At 71.3% G+C, this 22,581-nt stretch carries 16 protein-coding genes; 7 read left to right on the top strand and 9 right to left on the bottom strand.

Going from position 1 to position 22,581, the window contains the following annotated elements; genetic code table 11:
• Nucleotides 1-134: 134 nt before the first annotated feature.
• The 3 genes from AB0L37_RS20595 to AB0L37_RS20585 form a co-directional block, all read right to left on the bottom strand.
• Nucleotides 135-1,511, bottom strand: a complete 1,377-nt coding sequence (locus tag AB0L37_RS20595) for a wax ester/triacylglycerol synthase family O-acyltransferase (RefSeq protein ID WP_365507111.1) — start codon at nucleotides 1,509-1,511, stop codon at nucleotides 135-137.
• Nucleotides 1,512-1,677: 166 nt separating this feature from the next.
• Nucleotides 1,678-4,020 (bottom strand): GH92 family glycosyl hydrolase, encoded by a 2,343-nt coding sequence (locus tag AB0L37_RS20590; RefSeq protein WP_365507108.1) that lies wholly within the window; start codon nucleotides 4,018-4,020, stop codon nucleotides 1,678-1,680.
• Between the two features lie 181 nt (nucleotides 4,021-4,201).
• On the bottom strand, nucleotides 4,202-6,823 hold the full coding sequence (locus AB0L37_RS20585) for a PA14 domain-containing protein (RefSeq protein WP_365507105.1): 2,622 nt from the start codon (nucleotides 6,821-6,823) through the stop codon (nucleotides 4,202-4,204).
• Nucleotides 6,824-7,004: 181 nt separating this feature from the next.
• Between AB0L37_RS20585 and AB0L37_RS20580 the strand changes: the two genes are divergently transcribed.
• The 5 genes from AB0L37_RS20580 (at nucleotide 7,005) to AB0L37_RS20560 (ending at nucleotide 12,782) form a co-directional block, all read left to right on the top strand.
• Nucleotides 7,005-8,018, top strand: coding sequence for a LacI family DNA-binding transcriptional regulator (locus tag AB0L37_RS20580; protein ID WP_365507102.1), 1,014 nt, complete (start codon nucleotides 7,005-7,007; stop codon nucleotides 8,016-8,018).
• Between the two features lie 161 nt (nucleotides 8,019-8,179).
• Nucleotides 8,180-9,280: an ABC transporter substrate-binding protein gene (locus AB0L37_RS20575; RefSeq protein ID WP_365507099.1), complete on the top strand. Its 1,101-nt coding sequence runs from the start codon at nucleotides 8,180-8,182 to the stop codon at nucleotides 9,278-9,280.
• Nucleotide 9,281: 1 nt separating this feature from the next.
• Complete coding sequence (locus AB0L37_RS20570) at nucleotides 9,282-10,808, top strand: sugar ABC transporter ATP-binding protein (RefSeq protein WP_365507096.1); 1,527 nt, start codon at nucleotides 9,282-9,284, stop codon at nucleotides 10,806-10,808.
• Entirely contained in the window at nucleotides 10,801-11,763 is a 963-nt protein-coding gene (locus tag AB0L37_RS20565; protein ID WP_365507093.1) for an ABC transporter permease, read from the top strand. The genes AB0L37_RS20570 and AB0L37_RS20565 overlap by 8 nt, the downstream gene beginning before the upstream one ends.
• Nucleotides 11,760-12,782, top strand: a complete 1,023-nt coding sequence (locus AB0L37_RS20560) for an ABC transporter permease (protein WP_365507090.1) — start codon at nucleotides 11,760-11,762, stop codon at nucleotides 12,780-12,782. The genes AB0L37_RS20565 and AB0L37_RS20560 overlap by 4 nt, the downstream gene beginning before the upstream one ends.
• Here the strand turns inward: AB0L37_RS20560 and AB0L37_RS20555 are convergent.
• Nucleotides 12,739-14,187 carry an MFS transporter gene (locus AB0L37_RS20555; RefSeq protein WP_365507087.1) on the bottom strand — a complete coding sequence of 483 codons (1,449 nt, stop codon included), beginning with the start codon at nucleotides 14,185-14,187 and terminating at the stop codon, nucleotides 12,739-12,741. The two genes, AB0L37_RS20560 and AB0L37_RS20555, sit on opposite strands and share 44 nt — an antisense overlap.
• Complete coding sequence (locus AB0L37_RS20550; RefSeq protein ID WP_365507085.1) at nucleotides 14,184-15,386, bottom strand: M20 family metallopeptidase; 1,203 nt, start codon at nucleotides 15,384-15,386, stop codon at nucleotides 14,184-14,186. Before AB0L37_RS20550 ends, AB0L37_RS20555 begins: the two co-directional genes overlap by 4 nt.
• Nucleotides 15,387-15,518: 132 nt before the next feature.
• On the opposite strand from AB0L37_RS20550, the gene AB0L37_RS20545 reads away from it, so the two are divergent.
• Entirely contained in the window at nucleotides 15,519-16,556 is a 1,038-nt protein-coding gene (locus tag AB0L37_RS20545) for an Lrp/AsnC family transcriptional regulator (protein ID WP_365507082.1), read from the top strand.
• Here AB0L37_RS20545 and AB0L37_RS20540 read toward each other — a convergent pair.
• On the bottom strand, nucleotides 16,534-17,742 hold the full coding sequence (locus AB0L37_RS20540; protein WP_365507079.1) for an acyl-CoA dehydrogenase family protein: 1,209 nt from the start codon (nucleotides 17,740-17,742) through the stop codon (nucleotides 16,534-16,536). The two genes, AB0L37_RS20545 and AB0L37_RS20540, sit on opposite strands and share 23 nt — an antisense overlap.
• Nucleotides 17,743-17,754: 12 nt before the next feature.
• Nucleotides 17,755-19,332, bottom strand: a complete 1,578-nt coding sequence (locus AB0L37_RS20535; RefSeq protein WP_365507076.1) for a long-chain fatty acid--CoA ligase — start codon at nucleotides 19,330-19,332, stop codon at nucleotides 17,755-17,757.
• 113 nt (nucleotides 19,333-19,445) lie between these two features.
• Between AB0L37_RS20535 and AB0L37_RS20530 the strand changes: the two genes are divergently transcribed.
• Nucleotides 19,446-20,063 (top strand): TetR/AcrR family transcriptional regulator, encoded by a 618-nt coding sequence (locus tag AB0L37_RS20530; RefSeq protein ID WP_365507074.1) that lies wholly within the window; start codon nucleotides 19,446-19,448, stop codon nucleotides 20,061-20,063.
• Here AB0L37_RS20530 and glgC read toward each other — a convergent pair.
• Entirely contained in the window at nucleotides 20,060-21,277 is a 1,218-nt protein-coding gene (glgC, locus tag AB0L37_RS20525) for a glucose-1-phosphate adenylyltransferase (protein ID WP_365507071.1), read from the bottom strand. The genes AB0L37_RS20530 and glgC overlap by 4 nt on opposite strands.
• A gap of 16 nt (nucleotides 21,278-21,293) precedes the next feature.
• Nucleotides 21,294-22,457, bottom strand: coding sequence for a glycogen synthase (glgA, locus tag AB0L37_RS20520; protein WP_365507069.1), 1,164 nt, complete (start codon nucleotides 22,455-22,457; stop codon nucleotides 21,294-21,296).
• Nucleotides 22,458-22,581 lie beyond the last annotated feature (124 nt).

Below are 22,581 nucleotides of genomic sequence, written 5' to 3'. Positions count from 1 at the left end.
CGCGGCTGCCAAAAGGCGGCACCTTACAGGTCGCACAGTTGATCCCGCCAGCTCCGGAGGATACTGGCGCGCCCTCGGGTCGGCCAAATGGTGCAGCGGCCGGCCGCCTCCGCGACCGGCCGCGCACCGGGTGGCTACCGGGGAGCCCGCTCGCACTCCGCGATCAGCAGCGCGACCTCGGCGTGCACGGCCCGCGCCAGCGCGTCCAGGTCCGGGACGGCCGCCGCGTCCGCCACCAGGCCGTAGTGCACGCGCCCCCGGTACGTCGACACCGCGACGGCCAGGGACTGGCCCTGGGCGAGGGGGGCCAGCGGGAACACCTCGCGCAGCGGGCAGCCGCCGAGTTTCAGGCCGAGGCTGGGCAGCGGCACGCTGGTGACCAGCAGGTCGAAGAGCAGGCGCGCGTTCTGGCCGACGAGGGAGCCGCCGAGCCGGTGCCCGAGGGGCGGCACGTGGTCGGCGAGCAGGGCGACGGCGCCGGCGCCGCGGTTCGGCCCGTGGTCCTTGCGCCGGTCCATGGCGGCCCGGACCTCGCGCAGCCGCTCCAGCGGGTCGGCCTGCGCGACGGGCAGCCGCACCAGGTAGCCGGAGAGCCGGTTGCCCTGCGGGTGGGCGGTGCGCGGGCGGCGCCGCGATACGGGGATCAGGGCACGCGGCTCCACGCCGTCGCTGCCGTCGCCGCGCTCGTCGAGCCAGCGCCGCACGGCCCCGGCGACGACCGCGATGAGGACGTCGTTGACCGTGCCGCCGACGGTCTTGCGGATGCGGTGCACGTCGTCCAGGTCGAGGACGGCGCCGGCGGTGCGCCGGGTGCCGCTGGCCTTCGCGGTGAGCGCGGGCGAGGTCCGCACGCCCCAGGTGGCGCGGGCCACGGAGGCGCCGATGGCGACGGCCTGGGTGGCGCTGCCCACGACGGTGCGTACGTGGTCCGGGTAGCGCCGCGGGTCGAGGTCGCCGAGGGTGATCTCGCGCAGGCCCGGAAACGGAAGGCGCGGACCGCGGCGCCGGACGGGCTCGGGCTTCGGGGTGCGCGCGGCCGGCAGGTCCATGGGGTCCATCACGGCGGCGGCCAGCGTCAGGGCGCGCAGCCCGTCGGCGAGAGCGTGGTGGAACTTGAAGAGCACGGCGAACGAGGCGCCGTCCGCCGAGGGCAGCACGTGCGCCTCCCACGGCGGGCGCCGCCGGTCGAGGGGCCGCTCCATGAACTCCCCCGCGGCGGCGTGGAAGTCGTCCACCGGTTCCGTGAGCCGTACGTGCGCCAGCGGGTCGAAGTCGGCGACGGGCACGCGAGCGGCGCCGCCGACGGGCACGAGCACCCCCGCGATGCGCATGCGCAGTCCGGGCACCCCGGCCGCGCGGGCCGCGAGCAGCTCGTACGCGTGCTCGGCGGCACCGGGCGCGTCGGCGTCGAACACCCCCAACGCGCCCAGGTGCATGGGGTGTTCGGCGGTCTCGATGTTCCAGAACGCAAGGTCGAGTGGTGCGAGCAGGTCCGAGCTCGTGGAGGTCATGGAGTGCTCTCGCGTCGACGACGGGAACCCGCAGTCAACAGCCCTGAGCCGATTACGGTCAAGTACGATCTAGACACGGACAGTTAACAACAGATTAAGACCCGCCTCCCGGGTGGAAGGCGGGTCCCGTGGGACAGCTGTGACACCACGTGCCGTGTCTAGTACGTCACTTCAGCGCGGGCGGCGCCGCGTCGGCCCCGGTCCCCCACGTGGAGGGCGTGCCGCCCACGTCGAAGGTGAGGTCGCGAAGCCCGCGCAGGTCGTCGGTGGTCAGATACGTCTTGCCGTAGTCCGCGCCGTTCACCTTCGCCGACTGGATGTAGCGGACGGTGTCCGAGGTCCCCGGCGCCCGCACGGTGAGCTTCCCCGTCGGGTAGTAGCGCCGGTCGAGCGAGACGTCCACGCGCTCGAAGACCGGGGTCGACAGACCCCAGGTGTCCGTGCCGGGCTGCACCGGGAAGATGCCGATGGAGGACAGGACGTTCCAGGCGGACATGGTGCCCAGGTCGTCGTTGCCGGTCATCCCGGTCGGGGTGTCGGTGAACAGGGTGAGCGCGCCGTGCACCACGTCGGTGGTCTTCCACGGCTGGCCGGTCGACAGGTACGTGTACGGGGCGATGAGGTCGGGCTCGTTCTGCGGGTTGTACTTGTCGGCGTTGTAGTAGTCGTACGGGCCGTTGACCCACACCTCGCGCGCCGTCTTCGCCGGGTCCTTCACCAGCTGGTCGTAGGCGAAGAACGAGTCGAGGCGCTGGTTCGCGGCGTCCTTGCCGCCGATCAGCGAGACCATGCCCGGCAGGTCCTGCGGGACGAGCCACTGGTACTGCCAGGACGTGCCCTCGTGGAAGCCCTCGCTCTGGGCGGGGTCCGCGGGTCCGGTGAAGGCCCCCGAGGCGTCGCGAGCCCGGAAGAATCCGGTCGAACTGTCAAAGATCTTGCGGTAGTTCTGCGCGCGCTCGGTGTACCGCGCGGCGTCCGCGTCATGCCCGAGGTCCTTGGCCATCTGGCCGAGCATGGCGTCGGACAGGGCGTACTCCAGGGTGGCCGAGGCCCCGTGGTCGTAGTCGGAGTCGCCGGGCTTCACGTGCGCGCGGCCCTTGATGTACGGCGCGAACCCGTCGGCGATGTACTCCTTGTTGGCCTCGCGGCCCACCGGTGCGGAGTCGGCCGGCGGCACGCCGTCGGCGTTCTTCTTCAGCGCCTTGTACGCCTCCTCCTCGTGCCCCTTCAACAGCCCCTGCTGGTAGGCGTTGGTGAGGAACGGGGTGACGGGGTCACCGGTCATGATGTTCGTCTCGACCGTGCCGTAGCCCCACTTGGGCAGCCAGCCGCTGTCCCTGTCGATCCGGATCACGGACAGCGCCATGTCCCGCGACTCGCGCGGCGCGAGCAGCGACAGGAGCTGGGCCTGCGTGCGGTACGTGTCCCACAGGGACCAGTTCTGGTAGTAGGTGAACCCGTCGGCGCGGTGGATCTTCTGGTCCCAGCCGGTGTAGCGGCCGTCGACGTCGCTGCCGATGTTCGGGGCGAGGAACGACCGGTACAGCGACGAGTAGAAGGTGCGGCGCAGGGTGTCGCCGCCGCCCTGGGCCTTCACGTCGTCGAGCCGGTCCTCCCACGCGGCCTGCGCGGCGTCGCGCACGTCGGCGTACGAACGGCCGCCCTCCGTGCGGAGGTTGAGGGCGGCGCCGTGCGCGTCCACGTACGAGATGGCCGTGGTCGCCTCGACGGTGCGGTCCTTGCTGGTGTCGAAGCGGACGAAGGCGCCGTTGCGCTCGGCGTCGGCGTCGGAGGTCTTCGCGCCCTCGGTGACCGTGTCGCCCTTCCACGTGCCGGACGTGGTGAAGGGGCGGTCGAACTTCGTGATCGTGTAGAGCGTGTACGGCTTGGTGTCCTGGCAGAAGCCGCTGCCGGTGATGGCGGTGCGCACGGTCCGGTTGTCGAGGATCTCGACCTTGGTGTGCAGCGTCTTGTGCAGCGACTGGCCCGCGTTGATCATCACGTTGGCCTTGTCGGTGGCCGGGAACGTGTACTTCTGCACGCCGGTCCGCTTGGTGGCGGTCAGCTCGGCCTCGATGCCGCTCTTCAGGCCGACCCTGTACGAGCCGGGCGAGGCCTGCTCGTCGTCGTGGCTGAACTCGGCCGCGTACTTCGCGTAGTCCGTGCTCGTGATGTCGCCGGTCGTCGGCAGGACGGGGAGATCGCCGCCGAGTCCGCAGCCCACGCCCGAGAGGTGGACGGTGGAGAAGCCCCGGATGTGGGTGTCGGAGTGGTCGTAGCCGGTGTTGTGCCCGGTGTCCGGCGAGAACTGCACCATGCCGAACGGCACGGCGGCGCCCGGATAGGTGTTGCCCTCGTTCTCGGTCCCGATGAACGGGTTGACCAGATCGGTCAGTCGACCGTCCGTGGCGGCCTGGGCCGCCGGCGCCGCGAGTCCGGCCCCCAGCAGGGCGGCGGCAGCGACCACGCCCAGGGCGCGGGGGCGCAAGCGGCCTGGGCGTCTTTCCATCGTTGTGCTGCTCGGCGTGCGGCTGCGCATCGTGCACCTTTCGACAACGTTGTCAGCGGGGGGCGCGATCATTCTTCGTCGGCCCCGACGGCCCGTCAAGACCACGGGCGGGGAAGGCATGTTCATGGACAGGGAAGGAGGGGCGGGCCCGGCACGGGGCCCGCCCCCACTGGTGTGCGGATCAGGCGCAGTTCGCCACGGTGTCCTGCGAGGCGTCGCGGATCAGCGCCTCCTGGGCGTCGTGCACCCGCTTCACGTCCGGCTTGACGACCCTGCGGTCGTACGTCAGCAGGCCGTTGAGCTCGCCCTCGACGTCGGAGATCTGCGTGTAGACGGCGCCGTTGCCGCCCTTGCAGGCCAGCTTGTGCACCTCGGCGAGCTTGGCGAGGTAGTCGTCGGTGTACGTGGCCGGGTCCACATCCACGTACGACTGCTGCACGGACCACGCGTGGCCCGGGACGGCGAGGCCGAGACCGCCGTACTCGCCCGCGACCAGGGCCCGTTCACCGTCGGGGTGCGGTGGCAGGGCGGGGCTCGGGTAGCCGTGCTCGTCCATGATGTCGCCGGTGCCGCCGTCCCGGCCGAGGTTGAGGCCGGACATCGAGTTGATCAGTCGGGTCGGGTCCCAGGACTTCGCCTGGTCGGCGATGCGGGCCTCGTCGTACTGGCCCCAGCCCTCGTTGAAGGTGACCCACATGACGACCGACGGGTGGTTGACGTGCTGGTCGATCATCGTCTTCATCTCGCGCTCGTACTCGGCACGGGCGGCGGTCGACGGGTTGACCCCCGCGGCCATCGCCGGCATGTCCTGCCAGACGAGCAGGCCCAGCTTGTCGGCCCAGTAGAACCAGCGGTCGGGTTCCACCTTGATGTGCTTGCGGACCGAGTTGAAGCCCATCTTCTTGTGCATCCTCAGGTCGTACGCCAGGGCCTCGTCGCTCGGCGCGGTGTGCAGGCCGTCGGGCCAGAAGCCCTGGTCGAGGGTGGCCATCATGAAGACCGGCTTGCCGTTGAGGAGGGTGCGCGGGGTGCCGTTCACCTTCTCGACGGAGACGGAGCGCATCCCGAAGTAGCTGCCGACACGGTCGTCGCCGACACGCACCTTGAGGTCGTAGAGGAACGGCTTGTCGGGGGTCCACAGCCGCGGGTTCGTGAGCTTCACGGTGAGCGGGCTGCCGGAGGTGCCGGTCGCGGTGGCGACCTTCTTGTCACCCTCGTACGCCGTCGCGGTGACGGGCAGGCCGGCGCGGACTCCCCTGGTCTCGACGGCCAGTTCGCCCTTCTTGACGTCCGGCGTCAGCTTGAGGTCCGTGACGTGGTCGGCCGCGACGGGCTCCATCCACACCGTCTGCCAGATGCCGGAGGACGGGGTGTACCAGATGCCGCTCGGGTCGAGGCGCTGCTTGCCCATCGGCGGGTTCTCGCCGTTCGCCGCGTCCGTCGGGTCGTAGACTCCGACGATCAGCTCCTGGGTGCGGCCGGGCTTGAGGGCGTCGGTGACGTCGGCGCTGAACTTGTCGTAGCCGCCCTTGTGATCGGCGACCTTCTTGCCGTTCACATAGACCTCGGACTGCCAGTCGACGGCACCGAAGTTGAGCTGGAGGCGCTGTCCGGTGCCGACCTTCCAGTCCGCGGGCACGGTGAACGTGCGCCGGTACCACATGCGGTCCTCGTGGCGCTCGATCCCGGAGAGCTGGGACTCGACCGGGTAGGGCACGAGGATCTTCTCGTCGAGGTTCCTGCCGACCGGCGGCTGCTCCCCCGCCTTGGCCGCGGCGAACTGCCAACTGCCGTTCAGGTTCTGCCACTTGGTGCGGGTGAGCTGGGGCCGCGGGTACTCGCGGTGCGCGTTGGCGGGGGTGACGTCGTCGCCCCACTTGGTGCTCAGCTCGTACGTGGAGTGGTTGGGGCCGCTGGACCAGAAGGAGCCGACCGCCTTGCCGTCGGCGCCGGTCAGTCCGCCCTTGCCGTCGTAGGTGACGTCGGCGAGGCCGGCCGCGTCACCCTCCTTGTTGCCGACGACCGGCTCCTTCAGGCCGACGAGGACGGCGCGCGGGTCGTCGGGGTCGGCCGCGACCGAGTCGAGCGGCCACTTGGCACCGCCGATCACGGCGGTGAGGTGGTCGTCGACCTCGCCGGGGACCGCACCGAGCTTCTGCGCGAAGTCGAGCTTGAGGGTGCGCCCGTCGCCGAGCACGGTGGTGCCGATCGCTCCGTCGTACGCCCAGTCGTCGGGCAGCCGGAACGCGGAGGAGGGAATCGCCTCCTTCGCCTCGCCGGGCTCGGTCCAGCGCAGATGGAGGTTGGACCCGCCGTAGTGCTCGAAGTACTCGACCTTGATGTCGACGGCCTTGCCCGCGGTCAACTCGACGGGCTGGGAGGTCTGTTCCCTGTCCCAGTCGTCGACCCAGTGGTCGATGGTCAGCTTTCCGTCGATCCACAGCCGGAAGCCGTTGTCACCGATGATGGAAAACGTTGTCAGGCCGGTCTTCTCCGGCACGACCTTCCCGGTCCAGCGCACGCTGGCGTCGTCGGCGCTGCCGGTGGCGGCCTGGAGGCGGGACTCCAGGCTGCCGAAGTCGATCTTCGGGTCGAACCCGGTTGCCTTCAGGGTGGCGAAGTCGAAGGCACCGGGGGCGGATTGGGCGTAGTACTCGCCCTTGAGGCCCTGCGGCACGACCGGTTCGTCCGCGGCCGTGCCCGCCGAGGCGGTGGGGGCCATGGAGAGCGCGGTCAGTCCGAGGGCCGTGGTCAGGAGAAGTGCCAGATGTCGCCCGTGACGTCTGAGGTTTCTGGTGCGCACGGATCCTCCTTTGCTGGAACGCTTCGAAGAAGGGTGGCGGCTCGCCGCTCAAGTCGGTACAACGAGCATGTACAACGTTGGAAGGAACGGCAGTTGGCATGACAGCACGCTGCGCGGCGCGCTGTCCAGGGGCACGACACGCGCACCCGGCGAGCGGGCGCGCCGAGCCGAGGGAGATTCCGTGCGGGTGAGCCTCAAGGATGTCGCGGAGCGTGCGGGCGTCTCGATCAAGACCGTGTCGAACGTCGTGAACAACTACCAGCACGTCACCCCGGCGATGCGCGCCCGTGTCCAGGAGGCCATCGACGCGCTGGGCTACCGGCCGAACTTGACGGCCCGTCACCTGCGCAAAGGGCGTACGGGCATCATCGCGCTCGCCGTCCCCGAGCTCGGCAACCCGTACTTCGCCGAGCTCGCCGGAGCCGTCATCGACGCGGCGGCGGAGCACGACTTCACGGTGCTGCTCGACCACACCCGGGGTGAGCGCGAACAGGAGGTCCTGGTGAGCCAGGGGTTCAGGGCGCGGGTGATCGACGGCCTGATCCTGAGCCCGCTGGAGCTGGAGGAGTCGGATCTGCGCGGGCGCGAGGACGATGTGCCGCTGGTGCTGCTCGGCGAGCGCGAGTACGACCTGCCCTACGACCACATCGCGATCGACAACGTCGCCGCGTCCCGCACCGCCGTACGCCATCTGCTCGGCCGGGGCCGCACGCGCATCGCCTATCTGGGCGCGCGCACCGACGCGGCGAACCAGCCCGCGCACCTGCGACTCGCCGGCTGGCGTGCGGAGTTGACCGAGGCGGGGGTCCCCGCGCCGGACACTCTCGTGGGGCCGACGGGCGGCTGGGACCGGCACGACGGGGCCGAGGCGATGGCGCGGATGCTGGACTCGGGGGTGCGGCCCGACGCCGTGTTCGCGTACAACGACCTGGTGGCGATCGGGGCGATGCGGGTGCTGCACGAGCGCGGGCTGCGGGTGCCATGGGACGTCGCGGTGGTCGGCTTCGACGACCTCGCGGAGGGCCGGTACGGCGCGGTCACGCTCACCACGATCTCCCCGGACAAGCAGGCCATCGCGCGGCTTGCGGTGGGCTCCCTGCTGCGCCACCTGGAGCACCCGGAGCCGCAGGTGGGGCGTGAACTGACCGCGGAATTCCGGCTGGTGGAGCGCGAGAGCACGCTCGGCCGGCGATGAGCCGCCCGCTCCGGGGGCAGTGAGCGAGTCCCTGCGCGAAGGCTTTACAGCCTTCTTCCAACGATGTAAAAACCTCCCCTGTAGCGCAGATCCGACCGGTCGAACACATCCACCCCGTCAGCGCGTTCACGCGCCGGGCCGTGCCGTAATGGGGACCACCAATGACGCAGACCGCACGCCTTCGCCGTACCTCCACCCGGACCCTGCTGGCCGCCGGCCTCGTCGCGGGCCTCGCGCTCGCCACCGGGTGCGCCAAGTCCGAGGACGACAACAGCGGCTCGGGCAAGGGAAGTTCGAGCGCCGCGAACGAGAACGCCGGGCAGGAGGTCGCCTCGCCGGACGGCGGCAAGACCTGCGACATCGCCGCGTTCGGCGGCAAGAAGCTCGACCTGAAGAACGCCACCGTCGGCTTCTCGCAGTCCGAGAAGGAGGCCAACCCGTTCCGGATCGCGGAGACCGCCTCCCTCAAGGCCGAGGCGAAGAAGCGTGGCGTCAAGCTGCTCACGGCCAACGCCCAGTCGCAGTTCTCCAAGCAGATCAGCGACGTCCAGGACCTGATCTCCAAGGGTGCGGACCTGCTGGTCATCGCACCGCTCAACTCCGACGGCTGGGAGCCTGTGCTGCGCGCGGCAGGGGCCAGGCACATCCCGATCGTCACCGTCGACCGCAAGATCAACGCGACGGCCTGCAAGGACTACGTGTCCTTCATCGGTTCCGACTTCGTCGAGCAGGGCAAGCGCGCCGCAGACCGGATGATCGAGGCGACGGGCGGCAAGGGCACCCTCGCGATCCTGCTCGGCGCTGCGGGCAACAACGTCACCACCGAGCGCACCAAGGGCTTCGAGGACCGGATCAAGGAGAAGGCCCCGGATCTGAAGGTGGTCTTCAAGCAGACCGGCGAGTTCGCCCGGGAGAAGGGCCAGCAGGTCACCGAGCAGCTCATCCAGTCGAAGCCGGACATCGACGGGATCTACGCCGAGAACGACGAGATGGGCCTCGGCGCGGTCAACGCCCTCAAGGGCGCCGGCAAGAAGGCCGGCGACGTGAAGATCGTGACCGTCGACGGTACGCGCAACGCGGTGCAGGGCATCGTCGACGGCTGGATCTTCGGCGTCATCGAGTCCAACCCGCGGTTCGGCCCGCTCGCCTTCCAGACCCTGGATTCGTTCACACAGGGTGACAAGGTCGGCCAGGACATCGTTATCAAGGACAGTGCGTACACGAAGGCCAACGCCGGCGCGGACATCGACAAGGCGTTCTGACATGCTGTCAGCCACCGGCCTCAGCAAGACGTTCCCCGGCGTGCGCGCTCTCGACGATGTCGACTTCACCGCGCGCGCCGGGGAGGTGCACGCCCTGATCGGGGAGAACGGGGCGGGCAAGTCGACGCTCATCAAGGTGCTCACGGGGGTGTACCGGCCCGACCCCGCCGCGGGCACTCTCGCCTTCGACGGCCGACAGGTCGGCTTCTCCACACCACTTGAGGCCCAGCACGCGGGCATCTCCACGATCTACCAGGAGGTCAACCTCGTCCCGCTGATGAGCGTCGCCCGCAATCTGTTCCTCGGCCGCGAGCCGCGCGGCAGGCTGGGGCTGATCGACTTCCGGCGGATGCACCGGGAGGCGGAGACGGCACTGAGCGAGCTCGGCGTCCGCGTCGACGTGCGGCGCCCGTTGCGCGAACTCGGCGTCGGCGCCCAGCAGATGGTGGCCCTGGCCCGCGCGGTCTCGGTGGACGCGAAGGTCGTCATCATGGACGAGCCGACGTCGTCGCTGGAGCCGCGCGAGGTGCGCACCCTGTTCGGCGTGATCCGGATGCTGCGCGAGCGCGGTATCGCCGTCGTCTACGTCAGCCACCGGCTCGACGAGCTGTACGAGGTGTGCGACGCGGTCACCGTGCTGCGCGACGGCAAGGTGGTGCACACCGGGAAGCTCGCGGACCTGGACCGGCTGCGGCTCGTGTCGCTGATGCTGGGCCGCGACATCGGTGACGTACAGGAAGAAGGCCTCACCAAGTTCAGCGGGGAACACGACACGGCGGCCGAACCGGTCCTCGAAGCGCGGGAGTTGACCGTGCGGCACCAGCTGCACGGGGTGTCCCTGGAGATCCGGCCCGGTGAGGTCGTCGGGCTCGGCGGGCTGCTCGGGTCCGGGCGCAGCGAGACCGCGAAGGCCATCGCGGGGGCCCTGCCGGTGGACTCGGGCCGGGTCGTCGTGGCCGGCACCCCTGTCCGTACGGGGTCCACGCCCGCCGCGATCCGCGCGGGGATCAGCCTGCTGCCCGAGGACCGCAAGGCGGAGGGGATCGTGCCCGGCCTGTCGGTGCGGGAGAACATCGCGCTGGCGGCGCTGCCGGGCCTGTCCCGGTTCGGGCTCGTCGACGAGGGCCGCATCGACCGGATCGTCGACACGTTCGTGCGGCGGCTGCGCATCAAGACGGCGGGACCGCACCAGAAGGTGGGCGAGCTGTCGGGCGGCAACCAGCAGAAGGTACTGCTCGCCCGCTGGCTCGCGATGAACCCGAAGGTGCTGCTCCTCGACGAGCCGACCCGCGGCATCGACGTGGGCGCGAAGGCCGAAGTGCAAAAGCTCATCGACGAGTTGGCGGACGACGGCCTCGGCGTGCTCCTCATCTCGTCCGACATGGAGGAACTCATCGAGGGCTCGGACCGGGTCGTCGTCCTCAAGGACGGCGCGCTGGTCGCCGAGCTGACCGGCGACGCGGTCACGGAGGACCGCCTGATGCGCGCCATCGCCTCGACTCCCCTGGGAGGACCGTCCGTTGAGTGAACTGACCCTGGGCAGGTCCGGTGTCGACCGGGACCGCGCCCTGCGCCTGCTCCAGGACTACGGCGTCTATCTGGGCGTCGCCGTCCTGCTCCTGGTGAACATCGCCTTCACCCCGCACTTCCTGTCCGCCGAGAACTTCCGTACGCAGGCCGTCCAGGTCGCGCCCGTCCTGATCGTGGCACTCGGCATGGCCCTCGCGATCGGCAGCGAGGGCGTCGACCTGTCCGTCGGCTCCGTCATGGCGCTCGCCACGTCCCTGATCTCCCTGTATCTCGGGTACGGGGCGTGGATCGCCGTGCTCGCGGCGCTCGTCGGCGGGGTCCTGGTCGGCGTCGCGAACGGGGCGCTCGTCGCGTTCGTCGGCGTGCAGCCCATCGTCGCCACACTGGCGCTGATGGTCGCGGGCCGCGGTCTCGCGCTCGTGCTCCTGCCCCAGCTGAAGGACGTACGGGACCCGGGGCTGCGGGCGCTCGGCACCGGTGACGTGCTCGGCATCCCGTACGTGGTGCTGATCGCGGCGGCGCTCGCGCTGCTCGTCGCCTTCGTCGTGCGGCGCACGACGTTCGGCCGCCGGCTCCTCGCCATCGGGGACAGCCGGCCCGCGGCGCGGCTCGCGGGGCTTCCGGTGCGGCGGGTCCTCGTCCTCGTCTACGTGCTGTCCGGCGTGCTTGCCGCCGTGGCGGGGGTGCTCGCGACGGCCCGGCTCACGGCCAGCGACCCGACGTCGCTCGGCAACCTGATGGAACTCTCCGCGATCACCGCGGTCGTGGTCGGCGGTACCCCGCTGACCGGTGGCCGGGTGCGCATCGGCGGCACGGTCGCGGGAGCGGTCCTCATCCAGCTCCTGACGGCCACGCTCATCAAGCACGACCTGCCGCCGTCGTGGACGCAGATCGCCCAGGCCGCGGTGATCGTGCTCGCCGTCTACGCGGCCAGGGAACGGGGGAAGCGATGACGATGACCGACGTGGAAGCCGTACAGCCGGGCAGGGCCGTGCCGGAGGAACCCCTCGGTGCCACGCGCGCCGAGCGGCTCAGCGCGCTGGCCCAACAGCACGGCGCGCTGGTCACGCTGGTGATCGCCGTGCTCCTCGCGTCACTGTCCTTCGACACGTTCCTGACCGGCGACAACCTGGAGAACATGGCGCTGTCGTCGGCGTTCCTCGCGATCGTCGCGCTCGGCATGACGTTCGTGATCGTGACGGGCGGCATCGACCTCTCGGTCGGTTCACTGTTCGCCCTCGGCGGCGTGCTCGCGGCCTGGGGATCGCGGTACGGCACCGCGGTCGCGCTGCTCCTGCCGCTCGCGGTGTGCGGTCTGATCGGCCTGGTCAACGGCCTGCTCATCGCGCGCTCGCGGCTCGCCCCGTTCATCGTGACGCTCGCGGCGATGCTCGGCGCGCGCGGCCTGCTGCTCGCCCTCACCGACGAGGGCTCGACGACGTATCTGGTCGACAAGTCCACGTTCTTCGCGACGCTCGGCCAGGGCAGGCTGCTCGGCGTCGGCGTCCCGGTGTGGATCATGCTGGCGCTGTTCGTCCTGGGCGCGCTGGTGCTGCGCCGCACCCGTTTCGGACAGTACGTGTACGCGGTCGGCGGCAACGAGGACGCGGCGGCCCTGATGGGCGCGCCGGTGGCCCGCACGAAGATCGGCGTGTACACGGTGTCCGGTCTCTGTGCGGGCCTGGCCGGGGCGCTCAACGCGGCCTGGCTGGTGTCCGGCGTGACGATCCTCGGCTCCGGCATGGAACTGGAGGCGATCTCGGCGGTCGTCATCGGCGGCACCCTGCTGTCCGGGGGCTTCGGCTTCCTCAGCGGTTCGCTGGTGGGGGTGCTCCTCCTCAAGGTCATCCAGAACGTGATCAACCAGATCGGTTCGCTGGACTCCGCGTATCAGCAGGTGGTCAGCGGGGCGTTCCTCGCGGTCGTGGTCATCGCTCAGACGTGGCTGGGGCGGCGGCGCCGGGTGCTGTGACGGCGGCCGCCGGTGGCGCCGACTCCCTTGCGCGGAAGGCGAGTTGGACGAGGACGGCGACCGCGCAGGCGACGGCGGCGCCGGTCCAGATGGTGACGTAGGCGCTGAGCGCCGGGGTGTCGGTCGTGCCGAGGACGAGGGAGCCGAGGGCGACGGAGAAGGCGGCGCCGCCGACGCTGCCGCCGAGCGTCTTGAGGTTGTTGTAGACGGCCGTCGCGCTGGCGGTGCGATCGGCGGCGCTGCGCTCGACGATCACGGTCGGCAGCCCGCCGAGCGCGAACCCGGCGCCGACGCCGACCAGGGCGCCGCACGCGGCGAACGGCACGAGAGCGGAGTGTCCGGCGATCTGTCCCGCGTAGCCGGCAGCGAGCAGGGTGAACGCCACGAGCAGCAGCCGCCGGTAGCCGATCTTCGCGGCGAGCGCGGCGCACAGGGCCGAGCCGGCGAACGCCATGATGTTCGGGATGACGCCGTAGAGACTGATCTGCCAGGGCGCCAGGTCGAAGCCGTACCCCTCGTCGGCGGGTGAGGCGGCCATGAAGCTGACGGCGACGGTCTGTCCGCCGAGCATCACCCCGCCGAGCACGAACCCGGACGCGTAATAGGGGGCGCTGTGCCTGCGCGCCAGCGCTCGTACGTCCACCAGGGCGTGCGGGCGGGCGAGTTGGAGCCGCGCCCACACGGTGAGCAGTGCGACGGCGAGCAGCAGTCCGCCGAGGGTGGGCGCGGAGAGCCAGCCCCACGTGCTGCCGCGCGCGACGGTGCCGAGGAGCAGCACCAGGGCGAGCGCGAGCAGCACGGCGCCCGACCAGTCCATGCGGCCCTCGGCGCGGGTGCGCGACTCGGGCACGGCGACGAAGGAGAGCGCGACGCAGCAGACGGCGAGCACCGCGAGGGCGACGAGGGTGGAGCGCAGATCGCCGAGGAGACTGAGCAGCGGTCCCGCGAGGGCGTGGCCGAGGACGGTGCCGAGGGTCAGCGAGCCGACCAGCAGGCCGACGGCCCGGCGGCCGCCGTCGACGCTGAGCCGGTCCCGTACGAGACCGATCTCCAGCGGCAGCAGCGCGGCGAGCGGGCCCATCAGGGCGCGGCCGAGCAACAGGACCGCCAGGTTCGGGGCACTGGCGACGAGGATCGTGCCGAGCGCGATGGAGCCGAGCGCGACCCGGATCAGGCGGCGGTGCCCGTACAGGTCGCCGAGGCGGCCGAAGGCGGGGACGCTGATCGCGGCGGCGAGGTACTGCACGGTGGTGAACCACTGGGCCTGGCCGGTGCTGATGCCCTGCCAGTCCTGGATCTGCGGGACCAGCGGCACGGCCGCGCCCTGGAGGAAACCGCTGACCAGCTCGAAGGCGACGAGGAGTCCGACGACGGCGCGGACCTTCGTGGCGGCCGGGGCGCTCATGCGCCGGCTCCGCGCCGCAGGCGCTCCTCGGCGAGGACGGTGAGCAGGGCGGCCTGGCGCTGGAGGACCTGGTCGTCGAAGACGGCCTTCGGCGAGTGGTTCATGGGCGCGGTCGAGGCGTCCACGCCGTCGGGGGCCGCGCCGACGAGCAGCATGACGCCGGGCACGCGCTGGAGGACGAACGCGAAGTCCTCGGAGCCGTTGGCCGGGTCGGGTGCCTGCCACACCTGGGTGGGGCCGAGGAGTTCACGGGCGGTGTCGAGGGCGAAGGAGGTCTCGCCGGGGTCGTTCACGGTGACCGGGTACTGCACGTCGTACGTCACCTCGGCGTCGATGCCGTGCGCCTCGGCGATGCCGCGCACCAGGCGGGGCAGTCCCTCGATCAGGCGCTCGTGGGCGGCCTCCGAGTAGCTGCGGACGGTCGCCTCGAACGTGGCGGTCTCGGGGATGACGTTCTGCTGGGTGCCGGCGTGGAAGGTGCCGACGGTGACGACGACCGGGTCGAAGAGGTCGAAGCGGCGGGTGACCCAGGTCTGGAGCGCGGTGACGATCTCGCAGGCGACCGGGACCGGGTCCTTGGCGCTGTGCGGGGTGGAGCCGTGGCCGCCCGCGCCGCGCACGGTGACGCGCAGGACGTCGGAGGCGGAGGTGACGGTGCCGGGGCGGGTGGCGACCAGCCCTGCGGGCAGCCGGTTCGCGGCGACGTGCAGCGCGAACGCGGCGTCGAGCGGCTTGCCCGCCGCGTCGAGGACGCCCTCCTCGATCATCAGGCCCGCGCCGTTGTGCCCCTCCTCCCCCGGCTGGAACATGAACACGACGTCGCCGTGGAGGTGTGCGCGCCGCTCGGCGAGCAGGGTCGCGGCGCCGACGAGGCCGGCGGTGTGCAGGTCGTGGCCGCAGGCGTGCATCGCGCCGGGGACCTGGGAGGCGTACGGGACGCCGCTGTTCTCGGTGACGGGCAGGGCGTCCATGTCGCCGCGCAGCAGGACGGCGCCGCCGGGCTTCCCGCCGCGCAGGACGGCGGTGACGGAGCTGAGCCCCTTGCCGGTGGTGATCTCCAGGGGCAGTCCTTCGAGGGCGGTGAGGACCTTCTCCTGGGTGCGCGGCAGGTCGAGGCCGAGTTCGGGGTCGCGGTGCAGGCTGCGGCGCAGTGCGACGAGGTCGGGCTGCAGTTCCCGGGCGCGTGCGGTGATCGACATACGGGAGGTACCTCCTGGTACGGCTGGTACGGTCCGGCGGGACGGCGCGGATGGCAGGGATGGGCGTCAGGGTGTGGCCCTGGCGCAGCAGCGGCTCGGATATCGCAGGGAAAACGCAGGACTGGAGCGGTGGTGCAGGAATTCGGTGGAGTGCTCGACGACCTGGATCAGGCCCTCGTGCACGCCCTCCAGATCGCGCCGCGCGCCGGGTGGGCGCGGATCGGCGCGGCGATCGGGGTGGATCCGGTGACGGTGTCCCGCCGCTGGAGCCGGCTGACCGAGGCGGGCGCCGCCTGGGTCGGCTGTCATCCGGCGCCGGCCCTCGCCGACTCCGGCCAGGGGTGTCTGGCGTTCGTCGAGGTGGACTGCGCGAACGGGCGGTTGCCCGAGGTCGCCGCCGCCCTGTCGGCGGAGTCGCACGTCATCGCGGTCGAGCACGTCAGCGGTGGCCGCGACCTTCTGCTGACCGTGCTCGCGCCGCGCCTGTCGGCGCTCACCCGCTGGGTGACGCACCGGCTCGGCTCGCTGACGGGCATCGTCGCCACCCGCACCCATCTCGCGAGCACCGTCTACACGGAGGGCAGCCGGTGGCGGCTGCGCGCCCTCGACTCCGCGCGGATCGCCCGGCTGACCGAGTCGGCCCCGGTGCGCGGGCAGACGCCGGTCTTCGAACTGACCGATCTGGACAGCGCGTTGCTCGCCGAGCTGTCGGTGGACGGCAGGGCGACGCACCGCGCGCTGGCGGAGCGGTGCGGGACGAGCCCGGACACGGTGCGCCGCCGGGTGAACCGGCTGCTCGCGTCGGGCATGGCGCAGACCCGCTGCGAGGTGGCACGTCCCCTCTCCGAGTGGCCGGTGTCGCTGATCCTGTGGGGCCGGGCGGCACCCGCCGAACTGCGCACGGTCGCCGAGCAGGTGACCGGGGCGCGTGAGGTGCGGCTGTGCGCGGGGGTGATCGGCCGCCACAACCTCAAGGTGATCGCCTGGGTCCGCTCGTTGGACGACGCGCAGCGCTTCGAGGTCCGCCTCGCGGAGCGGCTGCCCGCGCTCACGGTGGTCGACCGGGCGGTGGCCCTGTGGCCGATGAAGCTCAACGGCCACCTGCTGGACGAGCGCGGATACCGCACGGGCGCGGTGCCGATCGACGTCAGGACGGTGGACGGGGCATGAGCAGGTCGCGGGCGATCCCGTTCTTCTGGATCTCGGAGGAGCCGGTGAGCACCCGGAACATGCGCAGCCGCCGGAAGATCCCCTCGACGTCGGCGCCGCGCACCAGGCCCGCCTTGCCGTGGATCTGCACGGCCTCGTCGGCGATCCGGAAGGCGCTCTCGGCGACGAACAGTTTGCACATGAAGGCCTCGGTTCGGGGTTCGCGGCCCGCGTCGAGGTCGGCGAGCGCGTCGTAGGTCATGCTGCGCGCCGCGTAGTACGAGGTGGCCATGTCGGCGAGCTTGTGCTGGATGGACTGGAGCGCGCCGAGGGGGGCGCCGAAGACCTGCCGGGTGCGGGCGAAGTCGAGGGTCAGGTCGAGGGCGCGGCGGGCCTGGCCGAGCGCGGTCGGGCAGTGCAGCAGCCGGTTGGCGGTGACGCGGCCGAGTCCGATGCGCAGCCCGTCGCCGACCGCGCCGAGCAACTGCCCCGGTCCGACACGGCAGTTGTCGAGGACGATGTCGGCCTCGATGTGCTCGCCGGACATGGGGACCTCGCCCGGCAGCACGGTGCAGCCGGGAGCGTCGAGGTCGACGAGGAACGCCGAGAACGACGGCTTCGCGTCATCGGGGTCACCGGGCTCGGGCGCCATCTTGGCGATCAGCACGGAGAAGTCGGCGAACGGCCCTGCCGACGAGAACACCTTGTGCCCGGTGATCCGCCAGCCGTCCCCGTCGGGGACGGCGACGGTGCTCATGGCCCGCACGTCCGACCCGGCGTCGGTCTCCGTCAGCGAGAAGCAGCAGGCCCGCTCGCCGCGGATCACCGGCAGGAGGTACGTCTCCAGTTGTTGCTCGGTGGCGTACTGAAGGATCGAACCGGCGCGCAGCGGGCCGCCCATGTCGCCGAGGACGCTGTGCTGGAGGATGCGCCCACTGGCGCCGATCTCCTCTTTCAGGGCGGCGAGTTCGGTGTACGTCAGGTCCTGCCCGCCGTGCTCCTTCGGCAGGTGGACACCGTAGAAGCCGAGTTCGCGCGAGCGCCGCCAGACGGGCTCGATGTCGGCGCGCGTGTAGACGCTCTCCGGGCCGAGCCCCAACTCGGCCTCGTAGGCGGCGAGTTCCCCGCTCAGGTACTCCCGCAGCCGGCCCACCAGGTCCTGGAGGCGCGGGTTGTCGTCGTAGGTGGGGGTGAGGGTGAAGGTCACTGCCGGCTCCTGTCAGTGGACGCGGCGCTCGGCGCCGGCCCAGTAGCGCGCGCGGACGGCGCGGCGGTCGATCTTGCCGTTGCGGTTGACGGGCAGGGCGTCCACGAACTCCACGGACCGCGGCTTCTTCACGCGGGCGAGCCGCTCGGCGCAGAACGCGACGATCTCGTCCTCGGCGGCCCGCGCGCCGGGCTTGCGTACGACGACGGCCTTGACGGCCTCGCCCCACCGCTCGTCGGGCACGCCGACCACGCAGACCTCGGCGAGGGCCGGGTGCGCGTAGAGGACGGCTTCCACCTCGCTGCAGTACACGTTGTAGCCGCCGGAGATGATCATGTCCTTCTTGCGGTCGACGATGAACAGGTAGCCGTCGTGGCGCAGATAGCCGAGGTCGCCGGTGTGCACCCAGCCGTTCTTGAAGGTCTGCGCGGACAGTTCGGGCTCGTGCCAGTACGCGGATACGCAGTCGGGGCCGCGCGCGATGACCTCGCCGACGGTGCCCGCGGGCACGGTCTGACCGGCCTCGTCCACGATCCGCACCTCGGTGTCGAACACCGGCCGGCCGCAGGAGGCCAGCAGGTCCGGGTCGGTGGTGGTGCCCGCGAGGATGTCCTCACGGGTCAGTTCCGTGATGCCGCTGGTCGTCTCGACCTGCCCGTATCCCTGCACGAGGATCGGCCCGAACGTCTCGACGGCCTCGCGCAGCCGCTGCGGCGCGACGGGGGCTCCGCCCACGTGGAGCGCCCGGAGGCTGGAGAGGTCGGCCGTCGCCGTCGCCGGATGGGCGAGGAGCATGGTGAGCATCGTCGGCACGACGAACGTGGACGTGATCCGCTCGGTCTCGATCGTGCGCAGGAAGAGTTCGGTGTCCCACCGCGGCAGCACCACCACGGTGGAGCCGTACGCGAGGGAGGCGAGCAGCGGCATGCCGGGCGCGTGCGTGATGGGGCCGGCGACGAGATAGCGCTCCCGGGCGGAGGGCGAGCTGTCCGAACTCATCATCCGCTTGCGCATGTTGGCGAGGCGGTTGCCCTGGGTCTGCACGGCGGCCTTGAGCTTGCCGGTGGATCCCGAGGTGAAGTTCAGGACGGCGGGATCGTCCTCGCCGACCTCGACGGCCACGGCCCGCTCGCTCCCCTCCCCCACCAACTCCGCGTACCCCAGGCCCGCGTCACCGTCGTACGCGACCAGCAGGCAGTCGACCGCTGCCCGCTCAAGGGCCGTGCGCGCCGCGTCCGCCCGGTCTGCGTCGACGAACAGGACCCGTACGTCGGCGTCGTCCACGATGTGCGCGACCTCGTCGACGGACAGGCGCGGGCTGATCGGCACCCGCACGAGGCCGCTCTTGCACAGGGCCATCTCGGTCTCGACGACCTCGGCACAGTTGCCCGCGTACGTCGCGACGGCCTGCCCCGCGGTCAGGCCCCGCCCCATGAGCGCCGAGGCGAGGCGGTTGGTCGTGCGTTCCAGCTCCCCGTAGGTCAGGCGGCGTTCACCGCAGACCAGAGCTTCGCGCTCCGGCCAGAAAGTGCTGCTTCGAGTGATGTACGTGCCCAGGTTCACGGGCTGCTCCCACGCTCGTCGGCTCATTTGTCATGGCGGCCACTAATGGACAGCGTGTCCAGAAACCTTCGAGCTGTCAATGATCCGGTGTAAGCTGCCGCCGCCGACGAAGGACACGAGGGGACACGAGGAGAGCTGACATGCCGCCGGAAGCGGGCGACCGCCGAGTACGCCGCACCCGCCGTCTGCTGCGCGACGCACTGGTGTCCCTGGTGCTCGAGCGCGGCTATGCGGCGGTGACCGTGGAGGACATCACCGAGCGCGCCGACCTGGGCCGGGCCACGTTCTACAGCCACTACACGGACAAGGACGACCTGCTCGACCGGGTCGTCACCGACCTGCTCGACGAGCTGGCGGAGCGGCTGCGGCCACTGGTCCCTGCCTCCGAGGTCGGCTTCACCGGCAAGCCCGCCCTGGAGATCTTCCGGCACGCCGCCGAGGAGCGGGACGTCTACCGGATGATCCTGCGCGGCGAGGGCGACGGGCGGGCCCTGCGGCAGTTCACGCAGGCGCAGACGGAGGCCACGGCGGAGGTGTTCCGCACCCGCGCCGAGCACGAGGGCGTCACCCCGCGCATCAGTCTCGACGTCCTGGCGCGCGCCTGGGTCGGCGAGCAACTCGCCGTACTGCACTGGTGGTTGGAGGAGGAGCCGCGCCCGATGTCACCGGAGGCGGCCACCGAGATGCTCCTGGAGCTCTCGCTGCGGGGCCGCTACTGGGCCAACGGCTTCGAAGGGGCCCCGCCCGCCCGGGACTAGTGCACGGCCTGTCCCTTGCCGAGGGCGATCACTCCGGCCTTCGACACCGTGTACAGCTCGGCGTCGCGGCCCGGGTTGACGCCGATCGTCGCGCCGGAGGGGACCTCCACGTTCTTGTCGAGGACCGCGCCGCGGACCACCGCTCCCCTGCCGACCCGTACGTTGTCGTGCAGGACCGAGCCCTGGACCACCGCGCCGTCCTCGATGGTGACGCCCGGGGAGAGCACGGAGCGGGTGACCTGGCCGCGGATGACGCAGCCGGGGCTGACGATCGAGTCGCTCGCGATGCCGCCCGCGCAGAACTTGGCGGGCGGCAGCTGTCCCGGGTGGGTGTAGATCGGCCAGCGGCGGTTGTCGAGGTTGAAGACCGGGCGGTCCGAGATGAGGTCCATGTGGGCCTCGTAGTAGGCGTCCAGGGTGCCGACGTCGCGCCAGTAGCCGTGGTCGCGCTCGGTCTCGCCGGGCACGTGGTTGCCGTCGAAGTCGTAGAGCTGGGCGACGCCGCGCTCGGTGAGCATCGGCAGGATCGAACCGCCCATGTCGTGCGCCGAGTTGTCGTCCTCGGCGTCGGTCTGGAGCGCGTCGATCAGGGTCTTCGTGGTGAACAGGTAGTTGCCCATCGAGGCGAAGACCTGGTTCGGGGTGCCGGGCAGCCCGGGCGGGTCGGTGGGCTTCTCCAGGAAGGCGTCGACGCGTGTGCCGTCGCGGGCCGGCGTGATGATCCCGAACGACGACGCCTCGGCGCGCGGCACGCGGATGCCCGCCACGGTGACGCCCGCGCCGGACTCGATGTGCTGCGCGAGCATCTGCCGCGGGTCCATCCGGTACACGTGGTCAGCGCCGAACACCGCGATGTAGTCGGGCTGTTCGTCGTGGACCAGGTTCAGGGACTGCAGGATCGCGTCGGCGCTGCCCGAGTACCAGCGCGGGCCGAGCCGCTGCTGCGCCGGCACCGGGGTGACGTAGTTGCCGAGCAGGCTCGACATCCGCCAGGTCGTCGTCACGTGCCGGTCGAGCGAGTGCGACTTGTACTGCGTCAGGACGCAGATGCGCAGGATGTCGCCGTTCACCAGGTTGGACAGGACGAAGTCGACGAGCCGGTACGTGCCGCCGAACGTCACCGCCGGTTTCGCCCGGTCGGCGGTGAGCGGCATCAGCCGCTTGCCCTCCCCTCCCGCCAGTACGATCCCGAGTACCGAAGGCCCACCACGCATCCCAACCCCCTGTGTGTCACGTCCCGTTGAGAATCTCCTGGTACACCTCGACCGTGCGCCGGGCCACCGCGTCCCAGCCGAACTCCGCCGTGGCCCGCTCCCGTCCGGCCTCGCCCATGCGGCGCGCCGCGCCGGGGTCGGCGACCACCTGGTTCAGCGCTTCGGCGAGGCCCGCCTCGAAGGCGTCCGGGTCCCGCTCCGTGTAGGGGACGAGCAGCCCGCTCTCGCCGTCCTCGACGACCTCGGGGATGCCGCCGACCCGGGAGGCGACGACGGCGGTGCCGCAGGCCATCGCCTCCAGATTGACGATGCCGAGCGGCTCGTACACCGAAGGGCAGACGAACACCGAGGCGTGCGTGAGGAGTTGGACGACCTCGGAACGCGGCAGCATCGACGGGATCCAGCGCACCCCGTCCCGCGTCCGCTTCAACTCCTCGACCAGTTCCCGGAACTCACGGCCGATCTCCGGGGTGTCGGGCGCGCCCGCGCACAGCACCAGCTGCGCGTCCTTGACCAGCTCGCGGGCTGCGCGCAGCAGGTGCGGCACGCCCTTCTGGCGGGTGATGCGGCCGACGAAGAGCACGTACGGGCGCTGCGGGTCGACGCCGAGGCGGCGCAGCACGTCGGTGCCGGGGTCGGCGTGGTAGAGGGAGACGTCGATGCCGTTGTGCACGACACGGACGCGCTTGGGTTCCAGCGCCGGGTAGCAGGCGAGGATGTCGTCGCGCATCGCGCGGGACACGGCGATGACACCGTCCGCCGCCTCGATCGCCGTGCGTTCGGCCCAGGCCGACAGGGCGTAACCGCCGCCGAGCTGCTCGGCCTTCCAGGGGCGCAGCGGCTCCAGGGAGTGAGCGGTCATCACGTGCGGTATACCGAGGTGGAGCGCGCCGAGGTGTCCGGCGAGGGCCGTGTACCAGGTGTGCGAGTGGACCAGTTCGCGGCCTTCGAGGGCGGCGGCGATGGACAGGTCCACGGAGAGGGTGCGCAGCGCGTCGTTGGCCCCGTCGAGCGCGGGCCAGGCGCGGTGGCGGCGTACGCCCTCGCCCTTCCCCTCGCCCCAGGTGTGCACGTCGAGGTCGACGAGCGGGCGCAACTCCCGTGCCAGGAACTCGACATGGACACCGGCGCCGCCGTAGACATCCGGCGGGTACTCCCTGGTGAGCAGTCCCACTCGCACGCGCGGCCCCCGTCGTCGGTCGGCAACACTCGCTCACACGGTCAGGATCGAAACGCACCTCATGGTCACCCATGGACGCCCCCGCGCGAAAGGGTGCGGACGTCACCAAGCCCTCCGCAGTACC

Origin of the sequence: Streptomyces sp. NPDC052225 (genome assembly GCF_040679615.1) — a bacterium.
Classification (GTDB): Bacteria; Actinomycetota; Actinomycetes; order Streptomycetales; family Streptomycetaceae; genus Streptomyces.
Note: the sequence above shows the minus strand (reverse complement) of the source record. Positions and strands in the feature narration are given on the sequence as shown.